Annotated in this window: 19 protein-coding genes and 1 pseudogene; 9 read left to right on the top strand and 11 right to left on the bottom strand. The window is 64.0% G+C overall.

Annotated features, from left to right (window positions below; translation table 11 throughout):
* A pseudogene (locus tag CKW40_RS10530) lies at positions 1–1,237 on the bottom strand (MFS transporter).
* 99 nt (positions 1,238–1,336) lie between these two features.
* Between CKW40_RS10530 and CKW40_RS10525 the strand changes: the two are divergent.
* Positions 1,337–1,798 (top strand): winged helix-turn-helix transcriptional regulator, encoded by a 462-nt coding sequence (locus CKW40_RS10525; protein ID WP_095199864.1) that lies wholly within the window; start codon positions 1,337–1,339, stop codon positions 1,796–1,798.
* 115 nt (positions 1,799–1,913) lie between these two features.
* Positions 1,914–2,954 (top strand): zinc-dependent alcohol dehydrogenase family protein, encoded by a 1,041-nt coding sequence (locus CKW40_RS10520; protein ID WP_095199863.1) that lies wholly within the window; start codon positions 1,914–1,916, stop codon positions 2,952–2,954.
* Positions 2,955–2,975: 21 nt separating this feature from the next.
* Here CKW40_RS10520 and CKW40_RS10515 read toward each other — a convergent pair whose 3' ends face one another.
* The gene (locus CKW40_RS10515) at positions 2,976–3,839 is read right to left on the bottom strand and encodes a DMT family transporter (protein WP_095199862.1); all 864 of its coding nucleotides are present in this window, start codon (positions 3,837–3,839) and stop codon (positions 2,976–2,978) included.
* Positions 3,840–3,944: 105 nt separating this feature from the next.
* Between CKW40_RS10515 and CKW40_RS10510 the strand changes: the two genes are divergently transcribed.
* A complete protein-coding gene (locus CKW40_RS10510; protein WP_095199861.1) occupies positions 3,945–5,363 on the top strand; it encodes an aminotransferase-like domain-containing protein in 1,419 nt (472 codons plus the stop codon).
* Positions 5,364–5,365: 2 nt separating this feature from the next.
* Here CKW40_RS10510 and CKW40_RS10505 read toward each other — a convergent pair whose 3' ends face one another.
* Positions 5,366–6,256, bottom strand: a complete 891-nt coding sequence (locus CKW40_RS10505) for a LysR family transcriptional regulator (RefSeq protein ID WP_095199860.1) — start codon at positions 6,254–6,256, stop codon at positions 5,366–5,368.
* Positions 6,257–6,385: 129 nt separating this feature from the next.
* Between CKW40_RS10505 and CKW40_RS10500 the strand changes: the two genes are divergently transcribed.
* Positions 6,386–7,858 carry an MFS transporter gene (locus CKW40_RS10500; RefSeq protein WP_095199859.1) on the top strand — a complete coding sequence of 491 codons (1,473 nt, stop codon included), beginning with the start codon at positions 6,386–6,388 and terminating at the stop codon, positions 7,856–7,858.
* Positions 7,859–7,889: 31 nt separating this feature from the next.
* Here the strand turns inward: CKW40_RS10500 and CKW40_RS10495 are convergent, their stop codons facing one another.
* From CKW40_RS10495 to CKW40_RS10485, 3 genes are all read right to left on the bottom strand, one after another.
* Positions 7,890–8,387 (bottom strand): MaoC family dehydratase, encoded by a 498-nt coding sequence (locus CKW40_RS10495; RefSeq protein ID WP_095199858.1) that lies wholly within the window; start codon positions 8,385–8,387, stop codon positions 7,890–7,892.
* Between the two features lie 258 nt (positions 8,388–8,645).
* The gene (locus CKW40_RS10490) at positions 8,646–9,074 is read right to left on the bottom strand and encodes a phasin family protein (RefSeq protein WP_095199857.1); all 429 of its coding nucleotides are present in this window, start codon (positions 9,072–9,074) and stop codon (positions 8,646–8,648) included.
* Between the two features lie 103 nt (positions 9,075–9,177).
* Positions 9,178–10,473 carry a DUF445 domain-containing protein gene (locus CKW40_RS10485; protein WP_095199856.1) on the bottom strand — a complete coding sequence of 432 codons (1,296 nt, stop codon included), beginning with the start codon at positions 10,471–10,473 and terminating at the stop codon, positions 9,178–9,180.
* Between the two features lie 299 nt (positions 10,474–10,772).
* Between CKW40_RS10485 and rirA the strand changes: the two genes are divergently transcribed.
* Entirely contained in the window at positions 10,773–11,234 is a 462-nt protein-coding gene (gene rirA, locus CKW40_RS10480; protein WP_095199855.1) for an iron-responsive transcriptional regulator RirA, read from the top strand.
* Between the two features lie 178 nt (positions 11,235–11,412).
* Here rirA and CKW40_RS10475 read toward each other — a convergent pair whose 3' ends face one another.
* The 5 genes from CKW40_RS10475 to hemP are packed head-to-tail and all read right to left on the bottom strand — an operon-like array spanning position 11,413 to position 15,516.
* Positions 11,413–12,201, bottom strand: coding sequence for a heme ABC transporter ATP-binding protein (locus CKW40_RS10475; RefSeq protein WP_095199854.1), 789 nt, complete (start codon positions 12,199–12,201; stop codon positions 11,413–11,415).
* A 7-nt stretch (positions 12,202–12,208) separates the two neighbouring features.
* Positions 12,209–13,312, bottom strand: a complete 1,104-nt coding sequence (locus tag CKW40_RS10470) for a FecCD family ABC transporter permease (RefSeq protein ID WP_095199853.1) — start codon at positions 13,310–13,312, stop codon at positions 12,209–12,211.
* Between the two features lie 11 nt (positions 13,313–13,323).
* Positions 13,324–14,214: a heme/hemin ABC transporter substrate-binding protein gene (locus CKW40_RS10465; RefSeq protein WP_095199852.1), complete on the bottom strand. Its 891-nt coding sequence runs from the start codon at positions 14,212–14,214 to the stop codon at positions 13,324–13,326.
* Positions 14,215–14,225: 11 nt separating this feature from the next.
* On the bottom strand, positions 14,226–15,287 hold the full coding sequence (locus CKW40_RS10460) for a hemin-degrading factor (protein WP_095199851.1): 1,062 nt from the start codon (positions 15,285–15,287) through the stop codon (positions 14,226–14,228).
* Between the two features lie 22 nt (positions 15,288–15,309).
* Entirely contained in the window at positions 15,310–15,516 is a 207-nt protein-coding gene (gene hemP / locus CKW40_RS10455) for a hemin uptake protein HemP (RefSeq protein ID WP_010909946.1), read from the bottom strand.
* A gap of 200 nt (positions 15,517–15,716) precedes the next feature.
* Between hemP and CKW40_RS10450 the strand changes: the two genes are divergently transcribed.
* The 4 genes from CKW40_RS10450 (at position 15,717) to hmuQ (ending at position 19,822) form a co-directional block, all read left to right on the top strand.
* The gene (locus CKW40_RS10450; protein ID WP_095199850.1) at positions 15,717–17,906 is read left to right on the top strand and encodes a TonB-dependent hemoglobin/transferrin/lactoferrin family receptor; all 2,190 of its coding nucleotides are present in this window, start codon (positions 15,717–15,719) and stop codon (positions 17,904–17,906) included.
* Between the two features lie 4 nt (positions 17,907–17,910).
* Complete coding sequence (locus CKW40_RS10445) at positions 17,911–18,345, top strand: hypothetical protein (RefSeq protein WP_095199849.1); 435 nt, start codon at positions 17,911–17,913, stop codon at positions 18,343–18,345.
* Between the two features lie 371 nt (positions 18,346–18,716).
* On the top strand, positions 18,717–19,454 hold the full coding sequence (locus CKW40_RS10440) for an energy transducer TonB family protein (protein WP_244571154.1): 738 nt from the start codon (positions 18,717–18,719) through the stop codon (positions 19,452–19,454).
* Between the two features lie 53 nt (positions 19,455–19,507).
* The gene (gene hmuQ, locus CKW40_RS10435; protein ID WP_095199848.1) at positions 19,508–19,822 is read left to right on the top strand and encodes a heme-degrading protein HmuQ; all 315 of its coding nucleotides are present in this window, start codon (positions 19,508–19,510) and stop codon (positions 19,820–19,822) included.
* Positions 19,823–19,847: the final 25 nt, after the last annotated feature.

Genomic DNA, 19,847 nt, shown 5'->3' with positions numbered 1-19,847 from the left:
CTATCGGCCAACGCGCAGCGTCAGTGCCCAGACCAGCAACGCCAGCAGGCCGATGGCCGCCCCGAGTATACAGACGCCGTTCCAACCCATGGCGCCATAGGTCATGGTCGAAGCGATCGAGCCAAGTGCGCTGCCGAGCGAATAGAAGATCATGTAGCCGCCAACCAGCCGGCTGCGCGCACCCGGCCGGCGCGAGAAAATCAGGCTCTGGTTGGTGACGTGGACGGCCTGGATCGCCAGATCCAGCATGACGATGCCGACGACAAGCAGCCACAGCGACAGGCCCATGAAGGCGATCGGCAGCCAGGCCGTAATCATCAAAAGCAGGCTAAGGCCGGTGACCAGTTGCCCGCGCCCGCGATCGACAAGGCCGCCCGTCCAGCGTGCGCCGAGAGCGCCGGCGACGCCGGCAAGGCCGAACAGCCCGATCTCGGTGTGCGAGAGGGAGAATGGCGCAGCACTCAGCGGCAGCACCAGTGGCGCCCACAGCACGTTGAAGGTGGCGAAGATCAGCATGGCGAGCACGGCGCGCACGCGCAGCAGCGGCTCCTGCACGAACAGCAGCACCACCGAACCCAGCAGGCGCGGATAGGATGTGCGTGGCCGCTCCGCCTCGTGGCGCGGCAGGATGAGGGTGAGAACCATCGCCATTGAGCGTCAGCGCCGCCGAGACAAGATAGACCCAGCGCCAGCCGGCGAAGTCGGCCACGACACCGGCGACGAAGCGGGCAAGCAGAATGCCAAGGATAACGCCGCTGGTGACGGTGCCGATCGCCCGCCCCCGCTCGGACGGCACGGCGAGGTCGGCGGCGTAGGCCACCAGCACCTGCACCACCACGGCAAGCAGCCCGACGACAGCGAGGCTTGCCAGCAGCGCCGCAGCGTTCGGCGCGATCCCGACCGCGATCAGCGCCACGGCGGAAAGGACTGCTTGCCCGGCGATCAGCTTGCGCCGGTCGAACAGGTCGCCAAGCGGGACGATGAAGAACAGGCCGAGCGCGTAACCGATCTGCGTGACCGTCACCACGATGCCGACCGAGGCCGGCGAGATGGCGAAATCATGCGCCATGGCGTCGAGCAGCGGATGGGCGAAATAGACATTGGCGACGCTCAGGCCGCAGGCAATGGCGAAGACCAGCGCCGTCATTCCCGACAATCCCGGTGGTGACGCTGCCTGAGGCGGCCTATCGGACCGCTCCGCTCCTGTTGCCACGCCGTTCACCACCTGCAGATTCATGTCGCTCTCCACAATAGGTTTCAAATTGAAACCACTTGCTGGATAGACAGAACAGTTTTATCTTGCAACCGAGATGATTGATCTGGACCAACGATTGCCATGGTGAAACGAACGAGCCACCACGAAGCGGACTGCCTGATCGCGCGACCGCTGGACGCGATCGGCGACTGGTGGTCGCTGCTCATTGTGCGCGACGCATTCGACGGCTTGCGCCGCTTCGGCGAGTTCCAGAAGAGCCTCGGCGTCGCCAAGAACATCCTGTCGGCACGGCTGCGCAATCTGGTCGCGCACGGCATACTGGAAACGGTTCCCGCCCCCGACGGAAGCGCACACCATGAATATGTGCTGACGCAAAAGGGGCGCGGCCTGTTCTATGTCCTGGTTGCCTTACGGCAGTGGGGCGAGACTTATTTCTCCGGGCCGGGCGAGCCCTACACTTTCATGGTCGATATCGAGAGCGGCCGGCCGATCAGACGCCTGGAAGTGCATGCCGAGGACGGACGGCTTCTGGCGCCCGGCGACACCCGACTCGCCGATTTCCGCAATCGGGAAAACAGCTGACCGCCCTGGCCGGTTCGGCGGACTGGTCAGCCTGGCGGAATCGATTTCCGCTTGACCGGCCGGGGAATCGGCTATCGTTTCGGGTAGCACATGCTGTCCTAGGGTGGAGTTAAAGATGAAAGCCGTCGTCTTCGAGAAATTCGGCGAAGCGCCGACGATCCAGACCGTCCCCGATCCGAAGCCGGCTGCCGATGGCGTCGTCATCAAGGTCGAGGCGACGGGGCTGTGTCGCAGCGACTGGCATGGCTGGATGGGGCATGATGACGGCATCACCTTGCCGCACGTCCCAGGACATGAGCTGGCCGGCGTCGTCGTCGCCGCCGGCAAGCAGGTCAGCCGCTGGAAGGCCGGCGAGCGGGTCACCGTGCCGTTTGCCGTCGGCTGCGGCCGCTGCTTCGAATGCACCTCGGGCAACCACCAGGTCTGCGAGCACCAGACGCAGCCGGGCTTCACCGGCTGGGGGTCCTTCGCGGAATATGTCGGCATCGAGCACGCCGACACCAATCTGGTGCGCCTGCCGGAAGAAATGGAATTCGCCACCGCCGCCAGCCTCGGCTGCCGCTTCGTCACCTCGTTTCGCGCCATCGTCGACCAGGGGCGCGTCAAGCCCGGCGAATGGGTGGCGGTGCATGGCTGCGGCGGCGTCGGCCTGTCGGCAATCATGATCGCCAGTTCGATGGGCGCCAATGTGATCGCCATCGACCTCACCGACGAGAAGCTGGAATTCGCCAAAAAAATCGGCGCCGTGGCCACCATCAATGCGTCGACAACGCCGAATGTGGTCAAGGCGGTCAAGCAGATCACCAATGGCGGCGCGCATATGTCGATGGACGCGCTCGGCCATCCGACCACCTCGTTCAACTCGATCGCCAATCTGCGCCGGCGCGGCCGCCATGTGCAGGTCGGCCTGATGCTGGGCGAACACGCTCGCCCGCAAGTGCCAATGGACAAGGTGATCGCCTTCGAGCTCGAAATCCTCGGCAGCCACGGCATGCAGGCCTATCGCTACCAGGCGATGATGGACATGATCCGCAACGGCAAGCTCAAGCCCGAACTGCTGGTTGGCAAGAAGATCAGCCTCGAGGAAGCGCCCGCCGCACTGATGGCGATGGGCGGCTTCGAGGGCATTGGTATTGGGGTGGTGACGAAGTTCTAGGCGCGGCGGTCGCTTCCCGAACTAGTGCGCAAACTTCTTCGCGCCGAACACGCAGGCCACGACGCCGAGCGTAACCACGACCATCAGCGGGCTGACCTGCTCGTGCAGCAGTGTCGCCGCGAGCGCCAGGCCAAAGAAGGGCTGCAGCAATTGCAGCTGGCCGACCGCGGCAATGCCGCCTTGCGCCAGGCCGCGGTACCAGAAGACGAAGCCGATCAGCATGCTGAACAGCGAGACATAGGCGAGCCCAATCCAGGCGTGAGAGCCGACGGCGGCGAAGGATGGCGGCAGGGTCGCGAAAGTCAGCACCAGCATGATCGGCAGCGACAGCGTCAGCGCCCAGCAGATCACTTGCCAGCCGCCGAGCCTGCGCGACAGCGCGGCGCCCTCGGCATAGCCCAGGCCGCAGACGACGACGGCTGCGAGCATCAGGCCATCGCCGACCGGCGAGGCCGTCATACCTTGCATCAGCGCAAAGCCAGCGACGAGTGCACTGCCCACGCACGAAAACAGCCAGAATGCCGGACGAGGACGGTCGCCGCCACGCAGCACGCCGAAGATCGCCGTCGCCAACGGCAACAGGCCGATGAAGATGATCGAGTGGGCCGAGGTGATGTGCTTGAGCGCAAGCGCAGTCAGCAAGGGAAAGCCGACCACCACACCCAGCGCCACGATCGCCAGCGACAGCAGATCGCCCCGCTCCGGGCGCTTCTGCCGGAACAAGAGCAGCATCGCCAGGCCAAGCAGTCCGGCAATCGCGGCGCGGGCCGACGTCACGAATGTCGGATCGAAGTCCATCACAGCCACGCGCGTCGCTGGCAGCGAGCCGCTGAAGATCAGCACGCCGATAAATCCGTTCAGCCAGCCGCTCGCGGTCTTGTCCATTGCAGGCTCCATTGCTTTCGCCCTCTATCGGGCAGATGCCATGGCGCAGCCAGAGACAATGGGGTACAATTCAGCGAAACTGTAATGGGCGATTGAGCAGTACAGATGACGAACTTCGCTTTCGAAAACGACGATGCGCGCGCACTCATCACGACCACTCTGGTCGAGACTGTCATGGCGACCATCCGCCAGCGCATCGCCGCGCGCAGCCTGACACCGGGAGCGCGATTGCCCTCCATCCGCGCCTTCGCTCAATCCATGCAGGTGTCGAAATCGACCGTGGTCGAAGCCTATGAGCGGCTCGCCGCCGAAGGCACGATCCGCTCCCGGCCGGGTTCCGGTTTCTATGCCGCCGGCTCGCTGGCGCCGCTGTCGCTGGCCGAGATCGGTCCTCGGCTCGACCGTGCCGTCGATCCGCTCTGGGTTTCGCGCCAGTCGCTGGATGCCGGCGATGAGGTCCTGAAACCCGGCTGTGGCTGGCTGCCGGCTTCCTGGATGCCGCAGGCCGGCCTGCGCCGCGCGCTACGCACGGTGGCGCGCGCCGATGATGTCACGCTGGCCGATTACGGCACGCCGCTTGGCCTGCCGCCGCTGCGGCAACTCTTGGCACGGCGCATGGCCGGGCATGGCATCGAAGTCTCGCCTGAACAGATCATGCTGACGGAATCGGGCACGCAGGCCATCGACCTGTTGTGCCGGTTCCTGATCGAACCCGGCGACACGGTGCTGGTAGACGACCCTTGTTATTTCAATTTCCACGCTTTGCTGCGCGCCCATCGCGCCAACGTCGTCAGCGTGCCCTACACGCCGTCGGGGCCTGACATCGAGCTGTTCGCGCAGGCGCTCGCCGAGCACCGGCCGCGCCTCTACATCACCAATTCCGCCATCCACAACCCGACCGGCGCGATCCTATCGCCGGTCACCGCGCATCGTTTGCTGAAGCTCGCCGACCAGTCGGACCTGACTATCGTCGAGGACGACATCTTCGCCGACTTCGAGCACACCCCTGCCCCGAGGCTGGCGGCCTTCGATGGTCTCAGCCGGGTCGTCCAGATCGGCAGCTTCTCCAAGACGCTGTCGGCGTCGGTGCGCTGCGGTTTCATCGCCGCGCCGCGCGACTGGATCGAGGGCCTGACCGACCTCAAGATCGCCACCACCTTCGGCGGCGGGCGGCTGGCGGCCGAGCTGGTGCTGACGCTGCTGAAGGACGGTAGCTACCGCAAGCATATGGATCTGCTGCGCGCAAGGCTGGCGCGCGCCATGGCCGAGACCGGCGCCCGGCTGAAGGCGATCGGCATCACGCCGTGGATCGACCAGCCGGCCGGCCTGTTCCTGTGGTGCAGCCTGCCCGATGGCGTTGACGCGGCCGAAGTCGCACGTCGGGCGCTTACCGACAATATCGTGCTGGCGCCCGGCAATGCGTTCAGCCTGTCGCAGACGGCCAGCCGTTTCCTGCGCTTCAACGTTGCCCAGTGCGAAGACCGGCGGATCTTCAAGGTGCTCGAGGGGGCGATGGCGCGCTGATCTCAGCGCCCCGCACAGACCTCCCGCACACAGTCGCGCAACCAGTGTTGCGCCGGGTCGGCATCGAGGCGCGGATGCCAAAGCATGGAAATGGTCACTTCCACCGTCGTGACCGGCAGCGGAAAACTGTGCATGCCGGCGCGCGCGCCGGTCGTGTGCCGCTCGGGCACGCTGGCGATCAGTTCCGAGGCGCGCGCCATGGCGAGCGCGGCCGAGAAACCCGAGACCATGCACACGACCATCCGCTGCAAGCCAAGCGCGCTCAGCGCCTCGTCGATCGGCCCTCGCTCGCGGCCACGCCGCGAAACACTGATGTGCCGGCAAGCCGCATAGCGCTCGGGCGTCACCGTGCCTTCGCTCAGCGGATGGCCCGCTCGTACGGCTCCAATGAAACGGTCGCGAAACAGCGCCTGGATGCGCACTTCGGGTCCGGTTTCGCCGACGACGCCGATTTCCAGATCGATCGCCGCTTCGCGCAACGACATCACATCCTTATCTGACTTCGGCGCGAAACGCAGCCGCACCCCTGGCGCATCGGCCTCGATGCGGGCGACCAGACGAGGCCCGAACTCCTCGACGAAGCCCTCATTGGTGCGCATCGTGAAGACCCTGTCCAGGCTTGAGGGATCAAGCAAATCGGCATGGCGCAGCAGCGCCTCCGCGTCCTGGACGACAGGGCCGACCTGCCGGCGCAATTCCTCCGCGCGCGGCGTCGCCACCAGGCCGCGTCCGGCGCGGACCAGCAGGGGATCGCCCGTTGCCTCGCGCAGCCGCGCCAGCGTCCGGCTCATCGCCGAGGGACTGAGCCGCAAACGGCGCGCGGCGCGGGCCACGCTGCCTTCCGCCAGCAGCACGTCGAGAGCGAACAGCAGATTGAGATCGGGCGTTGTCATCTGCGGATCGTAACATGATGTGGCGTCTCATGCACTGATATGATGCAAATGCTGCGCCTTCCGCCATATCAACCGCAAGACTAGATCTCCGACAGCTCCAGTTCTGGAGCGAACGGAAAGGAGATCGCCATGGCAGTCGCCGTGCAAAATCGGGACGGGATATCAGCCCCGCAACAGAATCAATCGGTCGGCTGGGCGCTTGCAAGCCTGTCGCTCGCCACGCTGCTGTCGTCGCTCGGAACCAGCATCGCCAGCGTTGGGCTGCCCGCGCTGATGCAGACGTTCGCCGCATCGTTCCAGGCCGTGCAATGGGTGGTTCTGGCCTATCTCCTCGCCATCACCACGTTGATCGTCAGCGCCGGGCGGCTGGCCGACATGTTCGGGCGCCGGCCGCTGCTGCTTGGCGGCATCGCGCTGTTCACATCGGCATCGGTGCTGTGCGGCGTGGCGCCGACGCTGTGGCTGCTGATCGCCGCGCGTGCCGTGCAAGGGCTCGGCGCGGCGCTGATGATGGCGTTGACGCTGGCCTTTGTCGCGGAGACGGTGAGCAAGGAGCGAACCGGCAGCGCCATGGGCCTGCTCGGCGCCATGTCGGCGATCGGCACGACGCTCGGCCCTTCGCTCGGTGGCTTGCTGATCGCCGGCCTCGGCTGGCGCGCGATCTTCCTGGTCAATGTGCCGCTAGGCCTGCTGACCTTCGCCCTCGCCTGGCGTGCCTTGCCCGCTCGCAGCAAGACAGCGCAGGCTGCTCAAGGCAAGTTCGACGCGATTGGCACTGTGCTGCTCGCCCTGACGCTGGCCGCCTATGCGCTGGCCATGACGCTTGGCCGGGGCCATTTCGGTGCGCTCAACATCGGCCTGCTGGCCGCGACCGCTCTCGGCGTCATTCTGTTCGCCATCGCCCAGAAGAGGGTGCAGACCCCGCTGGTCCAACTCGCCAGTTTCCGGGATCCGCGGCTCAGCGCCAGCCTGGTCATGAGCCTGATCGTCGCCACCGTGATGATGGCGACCCTTGTGGTCGCTCCATTCTATCTGTCGCGGGGGCTGGGACTCGATGCCGCGATGGTCGGCGTGGTGCTTTCGACCGGGCCGCTTGTCTCGACCCTGTCGGCGCTGCTGGCCGGACGGCTTTCCGATCGCTTCGGAGCCCGAAGGATGATGGTCGCCGGCCTCGCCAGCCTGGCCACGGGCACATTCCTTCTGTCGCTTGCCCTGACCAGGCTCGGCATTGCCAGCTATGTCGTGCCTATCACCATCACCTGTTTCGGCTACGCCCTGTTCCAGACCGCCAACAATGCGGCCGTCATGGGCGGTGTCGGCACCGGCGAACGTGGCGTCATATCGGGCCTGCTCAACCTGTCGCGCAATCTCGGCCTCATCACCGGCGCATCCCTGATGGGCGCGATCTTTGCGGTTGCGTCGGCCGGAGAGCAACAAGGGGTTGGTCAGCAGCTTCTGAGTTCCGAGGCGGCTGCCCGTGGAATGCAGGTCACCTTTCAGACAGCAACGGCGCTGGCGCTGGTCGCGCTGGTCCTTGCGCTGCTCTCGGCCCGTGCCGTGAGCAGTCGTCAGGGATTCGAGGAACCATCACGAAATTCCTGACATTGCGACTGCCGGAGGACGTGGCGAACGCTCAGGCCCCTGCCCGTTTGCGCCGCTCATAGAGCATGACCAGCGTTTCGGCCGTCAGTGCCGGCTTTTCCTCGCCTTCGATCTCGACGGTGTTGGCTGCCTTCATCAGGTATTGGCCGGGGCCTCTGTCTTCCATGGAAAGCAGCACCGTGCGCAGCCTGATGCGCGCGCCGACCTTGACCGGCGCAAGGAAACGCACCTTGTCGAAGCCATAGTTGAAGGCGGCCTGGGTGTTTTCCGGCACAATGCCCATGCCGAGCGCCAGCGCGCCGATGATCGACAGCGTCAAATACCCATGCGCGATCGTCGTGCGGAACGGGCTTTGCCGCCGCGCGCGCTCGGGGTCGACATGGATCCATTGATGGTCGCCGGTGCATTCGGCGAACTGGTTGATACGGTTCTGATCGACCGTGGTCCATTCCGAGACGCCAAGCTCCTGCCCGGACATCGTCCTCAACTGCTCGTAGGTCGGCGGCGTTTTAGGCCGTATTTCGGTCATTCCTGCTTTCCCGATCGCTTGCAGCGCCTCCGGACCACGAACGGACGGCCCCTGTCAATTCGCTTTGCGCGAATCCGTTCCGTCGAATTCCGGCCGAATCGTGCCATGCCTTGCCGTGCAATGGCAGGGCGAATTCAGATTTTCGAACCTTCCGAGGTTGCCGGCGGCTTATAGCGTGGCGCGGATGCAACTATGCGCAAGGTTGCGGAATTGCAAACCCCATGTCCTGCCGAAGACGAAAAGACGGGCTGCAAGAGCCTATTTTTGCCCGTAGCCGGCGCGGATTTCCTCCATCGCTTCCTTGATGCGCGCGCGCAGGATTTCGATCGATTCGGTTCCGGATTTGCGAGCCAGTTCAGCCACTTCACCAGCATTCTTGAGCGCGACCTCGAAGGATTTCCTGGCGAACTCCGTCTGTTTGGCCATCAGCTCCTGTGGGTTACCCGGCGCCCGATAGCTCTGCGCCATGTCGGCAATTTCGCGCAGCGTGTCCTGCAGCATTTCGCGCTGCCTCGATAACAGCGAGGTCGCGCCGGCGGCGCCGGCTCGCGCCGATTTCTCCAAGGCTTCGAGGTTCTTGCGGTGATGGGCAAGGATCGCCTCGACATCGACATTGGGCACCTTCAGGTCGCGGCCGAATCTGCCGAACATGTCCATGAAGGAATCGGATTCCGTTTGTTTTGCCATGCTGTCTTCTCCCCTTTGCCGCGGATGCGGGCGCCCTCGCAGGGAGCATAGCACTCGGCTGCCGCCTGTCCATTTCGAACACAGGCCCGGCGCTCGATGCGCATCAATTGACCGGGAGCAGCAGCTCGATCGTATAGAGCACGATACCCGCCAGCCCGCCGATGATCATGCCGTTGAAGCGGATGTATTGCAGGTCCCGGCCGATGTTCATCTCGATCAGCCGCGTCAGTTGCGCCAGGTCCCAGCGCTTGACCTGGTCGGCGATGAATTTCGACACGCCGCTCTTCTGGCTCTCGACGAAGGAGGTGAGCGCCACGACGAACCCCCGGTTCATATCGGCCCGGATTTGTGGGTCGCCGGCGAGATGACGGCCGACCTCGACGAACATGCTGGCGAGATGCGCGCGGATCACCGAATTCGGCGCCTTGGCGTCCTGCTCGATGAATAGGCCGAGGCTCTCCCATATGTCGCCCGCCAATGCCTTGACTTCGGGTCGGGCGAGGAAATCACGCTTCATCTTCTCGGCGCGCTTGGCATATTGCTTGGACGTCCGCAGCCGCTCGACGAAGCCTTGCGCGAAACGGTCGAACTCGGCCCGCATCGGATGGTCGGGATCGGCCCGCACCTCGTCGAGCAAGGAGCCCGCCGAGGCGACGATCTTCTTCAGGAGATAGGCGTCGGCGCGGAACAGGTTGAACAGCGAAGGCAGTTCCTCGCGGATTTTTTCGCGCATCGTCGCCAGCGCCTGTTCGTCGTTGAGGAAGCGGCCGACCACCTTGATGAACTCATCGAACAATTTCTGATGGCGGCGGTCGTCAGTAAGCGCCGACAAGAGTTCAGCCGCCAGCGGCGCCAGCGGCACCTTTTCGATCTGCTCGAGCATACGGCTGGTGACGAAGCCGCGCAGGCCGGATTGCTCGACCGCGGCCAGCGTCTGCGGCACCAGCCGCACGACGAAACGCGACAGGCCGGCGGCACGCTCGGCATCAGTCAGCCAGTCGGCGACGAGTGCCGCAAAATCGACCTCGGCGAGTTTTTCCCGCACTGGCTCCGGCGCCAGGAAATTGGCCTCGATGAAGCGGCCGAGATTGTCGGCGATGCGGTTCTGGTTTTCCGGGATGATGGCGGTGTGCGGGATCGGCAGCCCGAGCGGCCGCCTGAACAGCGCCACCACCGCGTACCAGTCGGCAAGACCGCCAATGGTCGCCGCCTCGGCGAAGGCCGCGACGAACCCCAGCCATGGATGGGTGCTTTGGAACGACTTGGCCAAGGCGAACACCAGCACGCAGAGCGCCAGCGCCGCCGTGGCGATGAACTTGGTGCGGCGCAGCGCCGAGAGCTTGGCGGTCGCGTCGGCATCGAAACGGACAGGCGCCAGGGACGGAGCCGATTGGGACATGGATGAACTGCTCCTCGTCGATCTCTGGTCGATCTCGGGGGTCGATCTCGGGTCTATCTAGGGATTCGGCCACCGAAATGCCCGTGACGACAGGTTTTCCCGGCGTTTTGCCGGGTTGCGCACATAAAGTTGACGAGAATATTCATCTATCCTGCGAGGCTAGTCTGGAATTGTTCCAAGGTATAGGCCATATTCGGTCGAGGCCAGTGCGGCGAATCCGAAAGCCCGGATCAGAGCCGCGCCAGCAAAGTTCAGGAATCTGGCGTGGTTGCACCGCGCCGGCGCCTAGTGAGGATAAAATGCGGCTTACACGCCAGACCAATTATGCCATGCGCATCCTGATGTATTGTGCCGCCAACAATGACCGGTTGAGCCGCATTCCCGAAATCGCGACCGCCTATTCGGTATCGGAACTGTTCCTGTTCAAGATCCTGCAGCCTTTGGTCGAGCATGGCCTGGTGGAGACGGTGCGCGGCAGGAATGGCGGCGTCCGGCTTGGCCGCGCAGCCGAAGCGATTAGCCTCTTCGACGTCGTGCGCGTTACCGAGGAAAGCTTCGCCATGGCCGAATGCTTCGAGAACGACGCCGCTGAATGTCCGCTGGTCGACAGCTGCGCCCTGAATTCGGCGCTGCGCGAGGCGCTCAACGCCTTCTTCGCCGTGCTTGCCCGCTACACAGTCGCCGATATGGTGGCGGCGAGGCCGAATGTGCGCAACCTGCTCGGCATCGACATGCTAGAGCGCCGCGCCCCGGCCGCCTGAGCTTCTTTCTCCCCGTTCAACGGGGAGTTGAGGAATGGTCCGCGCAGCGGGACGAAAAGCCAACTGCTTGGCTTTTCGAACAACGAACGCCCGGCAGGGCAATGAAGGGCAGCGCCGCCTTCGACAATTAGTGCAGGAACCCTGTTGGCAGGCTGACCCCACCTGAATGTCAACACACCTAGGCCGCAGATTGCGGCAGCACGAACGGCATATTGCCGGCCGGCAGCACGCCGACCCTGAGCCGGCAGTCGAAAACCTTATCGATCAGCTCATCGCTCAGCACGTCCTGCGGCGAACCGGTCGCGGCCAGCCGGCCGCGATGCATGACGAAGATCCGGTCGGCATACATGGAAGTCAGATTGAGGTCGTGCAGGATGGCGACCACGCCGCCGCCCCTTCTGGCGAAGTCGCGGGCGATGTTCATGATGATCAGCTGGTGCTTGATGTCGAGGCTGGAGACCGGCTCGTCGAGGAACAGATAGCGCGGCTTGCCGTCGAGTACCGGCGCCCAGACCTGGCACAGCACGCGCGCAAGCTGGACGCGTTGCTGCTCGCCGCCCGAAAGCTCCTGGTAGAAACGCCCGGCAAAACCGTCGAGGTCGACGCGCGCCAGCGCCCGCTCCGGCAGTCGCGCATCCTCGCCGGGCAAGGCACCCGAGCGGCCGCCGACAAGGCCAAGCTTGACGACTTCGCGAACCGTGAACGGAAACGACAGCGTCGTCGCCTGCGGCAGCACCGCACGATGGACCGCAGTCTCGACCGGCTTCATCGCCGAGAGATCACGGCCGTTGAGGATGACACGCCCGGTATAGGCGAGTTCGCCCGACAACGCCTTCAGGAAGGTCGTCTTGCCCGAACCATTGGGGCCGACGATAGCCGCCACTTCGCCGGGCCGTGCCTCGAAATCGACCCCGCCGACGATACGCTTGCCGGCGATATTAACGGAAATATCCCTTGCCTCGATCATCAAAGCCTCACAGATCGACCACGCCGCGCTTGCGCAGTAGTATCCACAGGAAGAACGGCGCGCCCGCAATCGCGGTGACGATGCCGATCGGCAATTCCGCCGGCGCCACGATGGTGCGCGCAACGGCATCGGCCAACAGCAGCAGCGAGGCGCCGAGCAGCGCCGAAGCCGGCAGCAGGTAGCGATTGTCCGGACCGATCAGCAGCCGCAGCAGATGCGGCACGACGATGCCGACGAAGCCGATGCCGCCGCTGACGGCGACGGATGCACCGACCGCTGCCGAGACGCCGATGATTGCCGTATATTTCAGCCGCTGGACGGGTATGCCGAGATGGCCGGCGGTCGCCTCGCCCAAAGCCAGCGCGTTGAGGCCGCGCGCCAGGAAAGGCATCGCCGCCAGCGCCAGTATGATGATCGGCCCGACGGAACCGATCTTCGCCCATGTCGCGCCACCGAGCGATCCAAGTGACCAGAATGTCAGGTCGCGCAGCTGGCGATCGTCCGCCATGAAGATCAGGATACCGGTCAGCGCCATGGCAAGGGCCGCCAGCGCTATGCCGGCGAGCAGCATGGCGGCGACCGAGGTTTGCCCGCGTCGCGTCGCAACCTGATAGAGCACAAGTGTCGTGGCGAGACCACCGAAGAAGGCGGCAAGCGGCAGCGCGAGCGTGCCGAACAAGGCCGTCACCGGCGCCAGCACCGTGGTGCCAAGCACAATGACGGCCACCGCGCCGAGGCTCGAACCGGCGGAAACGCCGATCAGGCCGGGATCGGCCAGCGGATTGCGGAACAGCCCCTGCATGACAGCGCCGGACACCGCGAGCGCCGCGCCAACCAGCATGCCGAGGATGATGCGCGGCAAGCGGATGTCGTAGACGATCAGGCTGTCACGGGCGCTCAGCGCCGCATCATTCGGGACGGCTCCAAGCAGCCAGTCGCTGAGGACGTTGACGGCCGAAGCATCCGATGCCCCTGATGTAAGCGACAAAAGCGCGGCGGCCACGAGGCCGAGGCACAGCAGCAGGATGACGATGCGCGCGCGGCCCGAGCGGTCGCCTTCGGATGCATTCGCCATCACCTTCACCGGGCCGGCGATCGATTGATCGACCATGATATGCCCGCTCAGTCCGTGACTTCAGCGCCATAGAGCGAGACGGCGAGGTCGTGAATGGCTTCAGCCGTGCGTGGCCCGAAGCCGAGCAGATAGCCGCCATCGATGCGGATCAGCTTGCGCGCGGTTCCGGCCGGCGTCGAGGCAACAGACGGAACGCCGAACAATGCGTCGTCCGACACCGGCGGCCCGGCATTGCTCATCATCAAGATCACGTCAGGCCTGGCAGTGATGATCGCTTCGTCGGACATCTGCCTGTAGCCGGAGAAGCCCTCGACCGCGTTGACCCCGCCCGCCAGCTTGACCATGCCGTCGGCCGCGGTTTCGCTGCCGGCGGCCAGGATCTTGCCACCCTGTATCGACAGCACGAACAGGATGCGCTTGCGTTCCTTGATCGAGGCTGTCTGCTTCTCGGCAGCCATCAGCTTGGCATCGAGCTCCTTGGCCAGCAGCTCGGCCTTGGCGTCGACGCCCAGCGCCTTCCCGACGATGCGGACCTTCTCGAGGATGCCTTCGTGGCTAAAATGCTCAGGCACTTCGATGAAGGGTATGCTGGTCTTCTTCAGCACGTCGACGGCTTCCTTGGGACCGCTGCCCTGCAGCGCCAGGATGCCGGACGGATTGACCGACAGCACACCTTCCGGCGACAGCGCACGCATGTAGCCAACATCGGGCAGGTCGAACGCCGCCTTCGGATAGCGGCTGGTGGAATCGCGTGCCACCAGATGCTTCTCCTCGCCAAGCGCATAGACGATTTCAGTGATCGAACCGCCTATGGCCGCGATCTTCGACGGATCAGGGAAAACGGAAACGGCTTCTGTGGCGCCAGCCGGCTGCAGCGCAGTGAAAGCCAAAGCGAGGCCAACCATCGGGCCGGCGACGATCCTGGAAAAACAGCCCATTGTCGTTCTCCTCAGGCTGTCGTCGGGCTTGGGACGCGCGGCAGGTTCTCGGCCAGGAATCGCCAGTCGTCGCGCTCGCTCTCGCCCTCATGGCGCTTGCCGAAGAACTGGATGATCATCTCGCCATTGGCGGCGTAGACCTCGAGCGAGGTGACATGGCCGTCCTTGGTCGGCTTGCGCACCGCCCAGACCTCATGGATGTGATCCATCCGCAGGTGCAGATGAAAGGTCTCGTCCAGCACATTGATCCACGGCCCCATCGGCTTGATCGATTTGACCGGGCCGGAATGGATCTGTATGCAGCCGCGGTTGCCGACGAAGCACATGATCGGCATCTCGCCTTCGGAGGCGTGATGGAACATGGCGCGGACCGCGTCGTTGTCGAGCAGCCAGGCATAGTCCGTTCCGACCATGCGCACCGCCTGGCGGCGGCTGAGCTTGAGCGTTTTCAGCATGCCGAAGAACTGGTGCACGTCGGTCAGCCGGCTCCAGCGGTCGCGCAGATCGTCGAGGCTGGCGGTCGTCGCCGTCGCCTCGCCCTCGTCGTCGGAGGCTTGCCCGGAGATGGCGACCGTCGGTTCCTGGTTGGACGATTCCAGCGAAGCGACCAGCTTCTGGTAGGCATAGAGGCTGGAGGCCGGCCGCAGATGCACCTTGTGCACCGCCTCGCCCGCCGCATCGAAGAACTGCAGGCTGCGGCGGATCTCGTCGCCGTCGCGCTTCTCCACGGCAAAGCCGTGCGCCCAGACTTTCGGGAAGATGCGCAGGTCGATGTTCTCGCCAAGCACCATGGCATTGTGGTTGCCGGTGACGACCTTGTCGTAGACGCCGATCTTTTCGTGCACCGCGCTTTCGTTGCGGGTCAGCGCCATCACCTCGCCGACGGCCTCGAGACCGGTCAGGAGGTCGTTGACGCGCGGTTCGATGCGCACGACGCCGTCGCCGCAATGCGCTGCGACCAACTCGGCTTCCGAAATGCCGAGCTGGGCGGCCAGGTCACGCTCGCGCGTTTTCGGATTTTCTGTCCATGCCCGCCGGATTTCATGCGGGGCGGGTTTTACGCGCTGGTCCATGTCTCGTCCCTACTGCCTTGCCTTACTTGTTGAGGATGAGCTTGCCCTGCCGGGTGATCTTCAGCCGGTAGAGCGCGCCATGATGCTCGATGCCGATCTCGTGCTCGCCTTGGAACAGCGTGTTGCTCGAGAGGGTTCGCACCGCCAGCGGGATCCGATCGAAACGAGTGGAGGCATCGTCGGAACGGCGGACGCGATAGCGAAAATCATTGGGATTGTGCGTGTTCATCTGGGTCGATCCCTTTCCTGTGCCGGGCACCTGGCTAGGCGTTGCGAAATTGCCGATTCATTTCTTGACTTGAATAATCATGTTTATTAGTCAGTGCAATACCGGAGTAAACGAGTCAACATTTAAGACGCCGGACACGATGAAAAATGCCAGCGAGCCACGGGCCAGCCAGCACGAAACCTGGTATCTGGAGTTGGGCCATGGGGTTGGTGAACTGGGAATGGCGCGGCCGGTCGGCGGCGCACGGTGTGGCGGCTTTGTTGGCAAGCGTGGCGGCGATCGCCCTGTCCGCGCCATCGGCCCACGCCCAACAGGCAACGCAGCCGGCGGGCGAGCAGACGGATCAATCGAAGAAGGCTGACCCGGAGAAAGCCGCCCCCGCGGGCGCGACGCTGCTCGACAAGATCCTGGTGCTCAGCCGCACCGGCGAGACGGCGATCGAATCATTGGCCTCGGCCAGCCATCTCGATCAGGAACAGCTCGACCGCCGCATGGCGACGACGCCGAACGAGATGCTGTTCGGCGTGCCCGGCATCGCCGCGCAAGCCGACGCCAGGCGCGTCAGCACCAGCATCAACATACGCGGCCTGCAGGATTTCGGCCGCGTCGCGGTCATCGTCGACGGCGCGCGCCAGGATTTCCAGCGGTCCGACCACGGCACGCAGTCGACCTTCTACATCGATCCGGAGCTCGTCAAATCCGTCGATGTGATCCGTGGTCCAGTCGCCAACACCTATGGCTCGGGCGCCATCGGCGGCGTCGTCTTCTTCGACACCAAGGACGCCGCGGACTTCCTCAAGCCGGAAGAAACATGGGGCGCTTCGGTAACCGGACGCTATGAGAGCAACGGCAAGGGCTGGACCACCAGCGCCACCGGCGCCTACCGTTTCAACGAGAACTGGGACGCGCTCGGCAACATCGTCTACCGCAACCACGACAACTACAAGGATGGCGGCGGCGACACCGTCAACGGCACCGGCTTCGACGTGCTGAGCGGCCTGCTCAAGACCACCATCCGGCCGACGGAGAACAGCGAGTTGAAGCTGGGCTGGGTCGGCTCAAGCGACGGCTGGGACGAAACCAGCGGCGGTGTGCCGGTCAACGATGTCGACCTGAAGTCGAACACCTTCACAGCCCGTTACAACATCACGGACGAGGACAAGAGCTGGCTCGATCTCCACATCAACGCCTCCTACAACAAGACCAATCTCGACCTGACCAGCCTCGTTCCGCAAAACCGCTTCGATCCGGTCACAGGTCTTCCGGTGGTGCTGCCGGCAGGCTCGACATCGACTTTCGATGTCGGCACGGCCGCAATCGACATCTGGAACACCTCACGATTCGAGACCGGTGGCGTTGCGCACGAATTGACCTATGGCGGCGACTGGGTGAATGACGACGTCAAGACTGGCGGCACCGCCGGTGGCGACAGTTTCTACACGCCGTCGGGCAAGCGGAATGTGTCCGGCGCCTATGTCCAGGATAAACTCACCTGGGATTGGCTCGAGGTGATCGCCGGGCTGCGTTACGACAGCTACAGCCTCAAGGATGACACCCATGATACATCGGGCGACCGGTTGTCGCCGCGCATCACAGTCGGCGTCTCGCCCTTCGACAACGCCAGCCTTGCCGGCTTGCAATTCTATGGCACTTACGCAGAGGGCTACCGTTCGCCCTCCCTCACGGAGACGCTGATCAGCGGCAACCATCCGGCAGGTGTCACCTTCCCATTCCTGCCCAATCCGAACCTGCGACCTGAGATCGGCAAGACGACCGAATTCGGCATCAATTACAAGCAAAACGATATATTGGAGGCTGGCGACGCACTCCGCGTCAAGGCGGCATATTTCAACAATGACGTCGACGACTATATCGAAGGCGTGACATTGTCGCCGTTCGCTCCTGGCAGCGGTTGCCCGTTCGGCCCAGGCATTCCGATCTGCTATCAGTACCAGAATTTCGCCAAGGCCAAGATCCACGGCTTTGAGTTTGAAAGCGTCTACGACGCCGGATGGGGCTATGCCGGGCTTTCGGCATCGATCACCAATGGCCACACCATTTCCTACAAGGGTGTGGAAGCCGATCTCGCCACAATCCCCTCTTCGCAGGTCACCGCCCAACTCGGCCTGCGCTTCCTCGAGGACAAGCTGACCGTCGGCGGCGAGGTGCAATACAACGGCAAGCCGAAGGGCAATGCGGTGGCCGAGGACTACACGTTGGTCAATGCCTTCGCTAGCTATCAGGCGACTGACAATCTGAAGGTCGATTTCCGCGCCGACAATCTGTTCGACGTCAAATACGCCAATCCGCTGAACGGCAGCACGACAGTCGCGGTCTATGAGCCGGGCATAACGTTGAAGCTGGCGGCAACAATGCGATTTGGAGGCTGATAACATGAGCTTGACGACATCCCTTCGTCTGCTGACCTCGGCGATGTCGCTGGCGATGGTTCCGGCGTGGGCTGAAGGGTCCGCGCCGGTCCCCGCGCTGACCCTCGAACTCAATGCCGCGCAGCCTTCCGACAAGGGCTGCCGGCTGACCTTCCTGGTCAACAACAATCTCGGCGCCGACCTCTCCAAGGCGGCGTTCGAGATCGCGCTGTTCAACACCGCCGGCGTCGTCGACCGGCTCACCGTGCTCGACTTCAAGGACCTGCCGGCAGGCAAGACCAAGGTGACGCGCTTTGATCTCGCCGGCACCGACTGCACCAAGGTCAGCCGTGTGCTGATCAACAGCGCGACCGAATGCGCCGGCACCGGCGTCGAACCGAACGCCTGCATGCGCAAGCTGAAGACGGACACCAAGACCGGCATCGCTTTCGGCGTCTGAGACCAGCGTTGGGACTGCATTCCGCATTCACAGGAAATACCGTGGCCTGGCCTCTGGCCGGCCTCGGCCCGACGATACCAGGGGCAACCGATCTTGATTTGACTTTTGCCCGCTGGTCGCTGCAATTTCCGGCCCGCGAGATGCAGGAAATCAGCCCCCTCCCCGACGCTGGCAGCGAGTTGGCGATAGCGCCGGCCGAGCCGCTTGCAGTCGCACGGCCAACGGCCCGCAACGGCAAATGGCCCGCTGCCATCGTCGTTTCCGGCCTGCTCCATGGCGCCGCGGCGGCATTCTTTCTGATCTCGCCTTCCAGCACGCTCAATTCCAGGGACGCGGTGCAATCGGAAGGCAGCGATCAAACCGGAGACAAGGTGGCTGGCAGCGCGCTGGACAAGGATCCGGCGGCGATCAATGTCACGCTGGAGCCAAAACCGCGGCCACCGACAAAACCTTCACAGTCTGAGCGGCAAGCTGTGAAGCAAGCTGCAGAGCCCACCCAGGAAGCGGCCAAGCCTTTGCCGGAAGCTGTCAAACAGCCAGCGGCAACGCCGGACATACTGGTGGCGGCAACCCCGCGCCCTGATAACCAGAGCGTGGCTGCCAACGTCGAAACACCGGCACAGCCGAGTGTCCAGGCTGAGAGCGCCCAGATGCCTGTCGCCATTCCCGAGCAACCGCCGATCCCCAGTGCAAGGCCAACTCCGACAGCCGCCCCGGCAACTGCAAGCGAAGCGTATGAGGAGCGCGGCACAGCGGACGGCAACGAAACCAAGGCGGCAATTGCGAGCAAGGGCCGAAAGCAAGGCGATACCGGGAACGCGGCGGCGTCCCGCTATAGCGGCGAGGTAGCCAGCAAGTTGGCTCGCGCCAATCGCCACGTATCGAAATCTGCGCAGACGACAGCCCGCAACAACGCATTGGTGGCATTTGTCGTGCTGGCCAATGGAAATATCGTCGACCTGCAGCTTGCCAAAAGCTCAGGCTCGCCCGAGCTCGATCAATTCGCTTTGGAGTTGGTGCGAAAACAGGCACCGTTCCCGCCAATTCCTCCCGAGACCGGACTGATGAGCTGGCGGTTCAAAGCGCCAATCGGCCCCTTCTCGCCTTGACCGCTCAAGCAACCACCCAACACCAACGCTCGCGAATAGCCGAAAGGAACCCCATGTACATCGCCATGAACCGCTTCAAGGTGCAGACCGGCTCGGAAGCCGATTTCGAGGCCGTGTGGAAGAACCGCGATTCCGGCCTTGCCGAGATGAAAGGCTTCCGCGAATTCCACCTGCTGCGCGGCCCGGTCAACGAGACCGAAGGCTACACGCTGTTTGCATCACACACGGTGTGGGCGAGCCAGGATGATTTCGTCGCCTGGACCAGGTCGGAGAATTTCCGGGCCGCGCACAGGAATGTCGGCACGACGAAAGTCCACTATCTCGGCCACCCGCAATTCGAGGGTTTTTCCGCCGTCGAAGGCGCCTGACGTGGCTTTGCCCGAGCAAATGCGA

The organism is Mesorhizobium carmichaelinearum, assembly GCF_900199455.1.
In the GTDB taxonomy this organism is placed as follows: domain Bacteria; phylum Pseudomonadota; class Alphaproteobacteria; order Rhizobiales; family Rhizobiaceae; genus Mesorhizobium; species Mesorhizobium carmichaelinearum.
This window is presented reverse-complemented; position numbering and strand designations above follow the sequence as displayed.

Bases quoted from the DNA above. Each gene is read 5' to 3' on its own strand.
- CKW40_RS10460 (WP_095199851.1), bottom strand. From the start codon at position 15,287: ATGGACCAGCGCGTAAAACCCGCCCCGCATGAAATCCGGCGGGCATGG.
- CKW40_RS10470 (WP_095199853.1), bottom strand. From the start codon at position 13,312: ATGGTCGATCAATCGATCGCCGGCCCGGTGAAGGTGATGGCGAATGCA.
- CKW40_RS10450 (WP_095199850.1), top strand. From the start codon at position 15,717: ATGGGGTTGGTGAACTGGGAATGGCGCGGCCGGTCGGCGGCGCACGGT.
- CKW40_RS10500 (WP_095199859.1), top strand. From the start codon at position 6,386: ATGGCAGTCGCCGTGCAAAATCGGGACGGGATATCAGCCCCGCAACAG.
- hemP (WP_010909946.1), bottom strand. From the start codon at position 15,516: ATGAACACGCACAATCCCAATGATTTTCGCTATCGCGTCCGCCGTTCC.
- hmuQ (WP_095199848.1), top strand. From the start codon at position 19,508: ATGTACATCGCCATGAACCGCTTCAAGGTGCAGACCGGCTCGGAAGCC.
- CKW40_RS10465 (WP_095199852.1), bottom strand. From the start codon at position 14,214: ATGGGCTGTTTTTCCAGGATCGTCGCCGGCCCGATGGTTGGCCTCGCT.
- CKW40_RS10485 (WP_095199856.1), bottom strand. From the start codon at position 10,473: ATGTCCCAATCGGCTCCGTCCCTGGCGCCTGTCCGTTTCGATGCCGAC.
- CKW40_RS10445 (WP_095199849.1), top strand. From the start codon at position 17,911: ATGAGCTTGACGACATCCCTTCGTCTGCTGACCTCGGCGATGTCGCTG.
- rirA (WP_095199855.1), top strand. From the start codon at position 10,773: ATGCGGCTTACACGCCAGACCAATTATGCCATGCGCATCCTGATGTAT.
- CKW40_RS10475 (WP_095199854.1), bottom strand. From the start codon at position 12,201: ATGATCGAGGCAAGGGATATTTCCGTTAATATCGCCGGCAAGCGTATC.
- CKW40_RS10505 (WP_095199860.1), bottom strand. From the start codon at position 6,256: ATGACAACGCCCGATCTCAATCTGCTGTTCGCTCTCGACGTGCTGCTG.
- CKW40_RS10515 (WP_095199862.1), bottom strand. From the start codon at position 3,839: ATGGACAAGACCGCGAGCGGCTGGCTGAACGGATTTATCGGCGTGCTG.
- CKW40_RS10510 (WP_095199861.1), top strand. From the start codon at position 3,945: ATGACGAACTTCGCTTTCGAAAACGACGATGCGCGCGCACTCATCACG.
- CKW40_RS10525 (WP_095199864.1), top strand. From the start codon at position 1,337: ATGGTGAAACGAACGAGCCACCACGAAGCGGACTGCCTGATCGCGCGA.
- CKW40_RS10490 (WP_095199857.1), bottom strand. From the start codon at position 9,074: ATGGCAAAACAAACGGAATCCGATTCCTTCATGGACATGTTCGGCAGA.
- CKW40_RS10495 (WP_095199858.1), bottom strand. From the start codon at position 8,387: ATGACCGAAATACGGCCTAAAACGCCGCCGACCTACGAGCAGTTGAGG.
- CKW40_RS10520 (WP_095199863.1), top strand. From the start codon at position 1,914: ATGAAAGCCGTCGTCTTCGAGAAATTCGGCGAAGCGCCGACGATCCAG.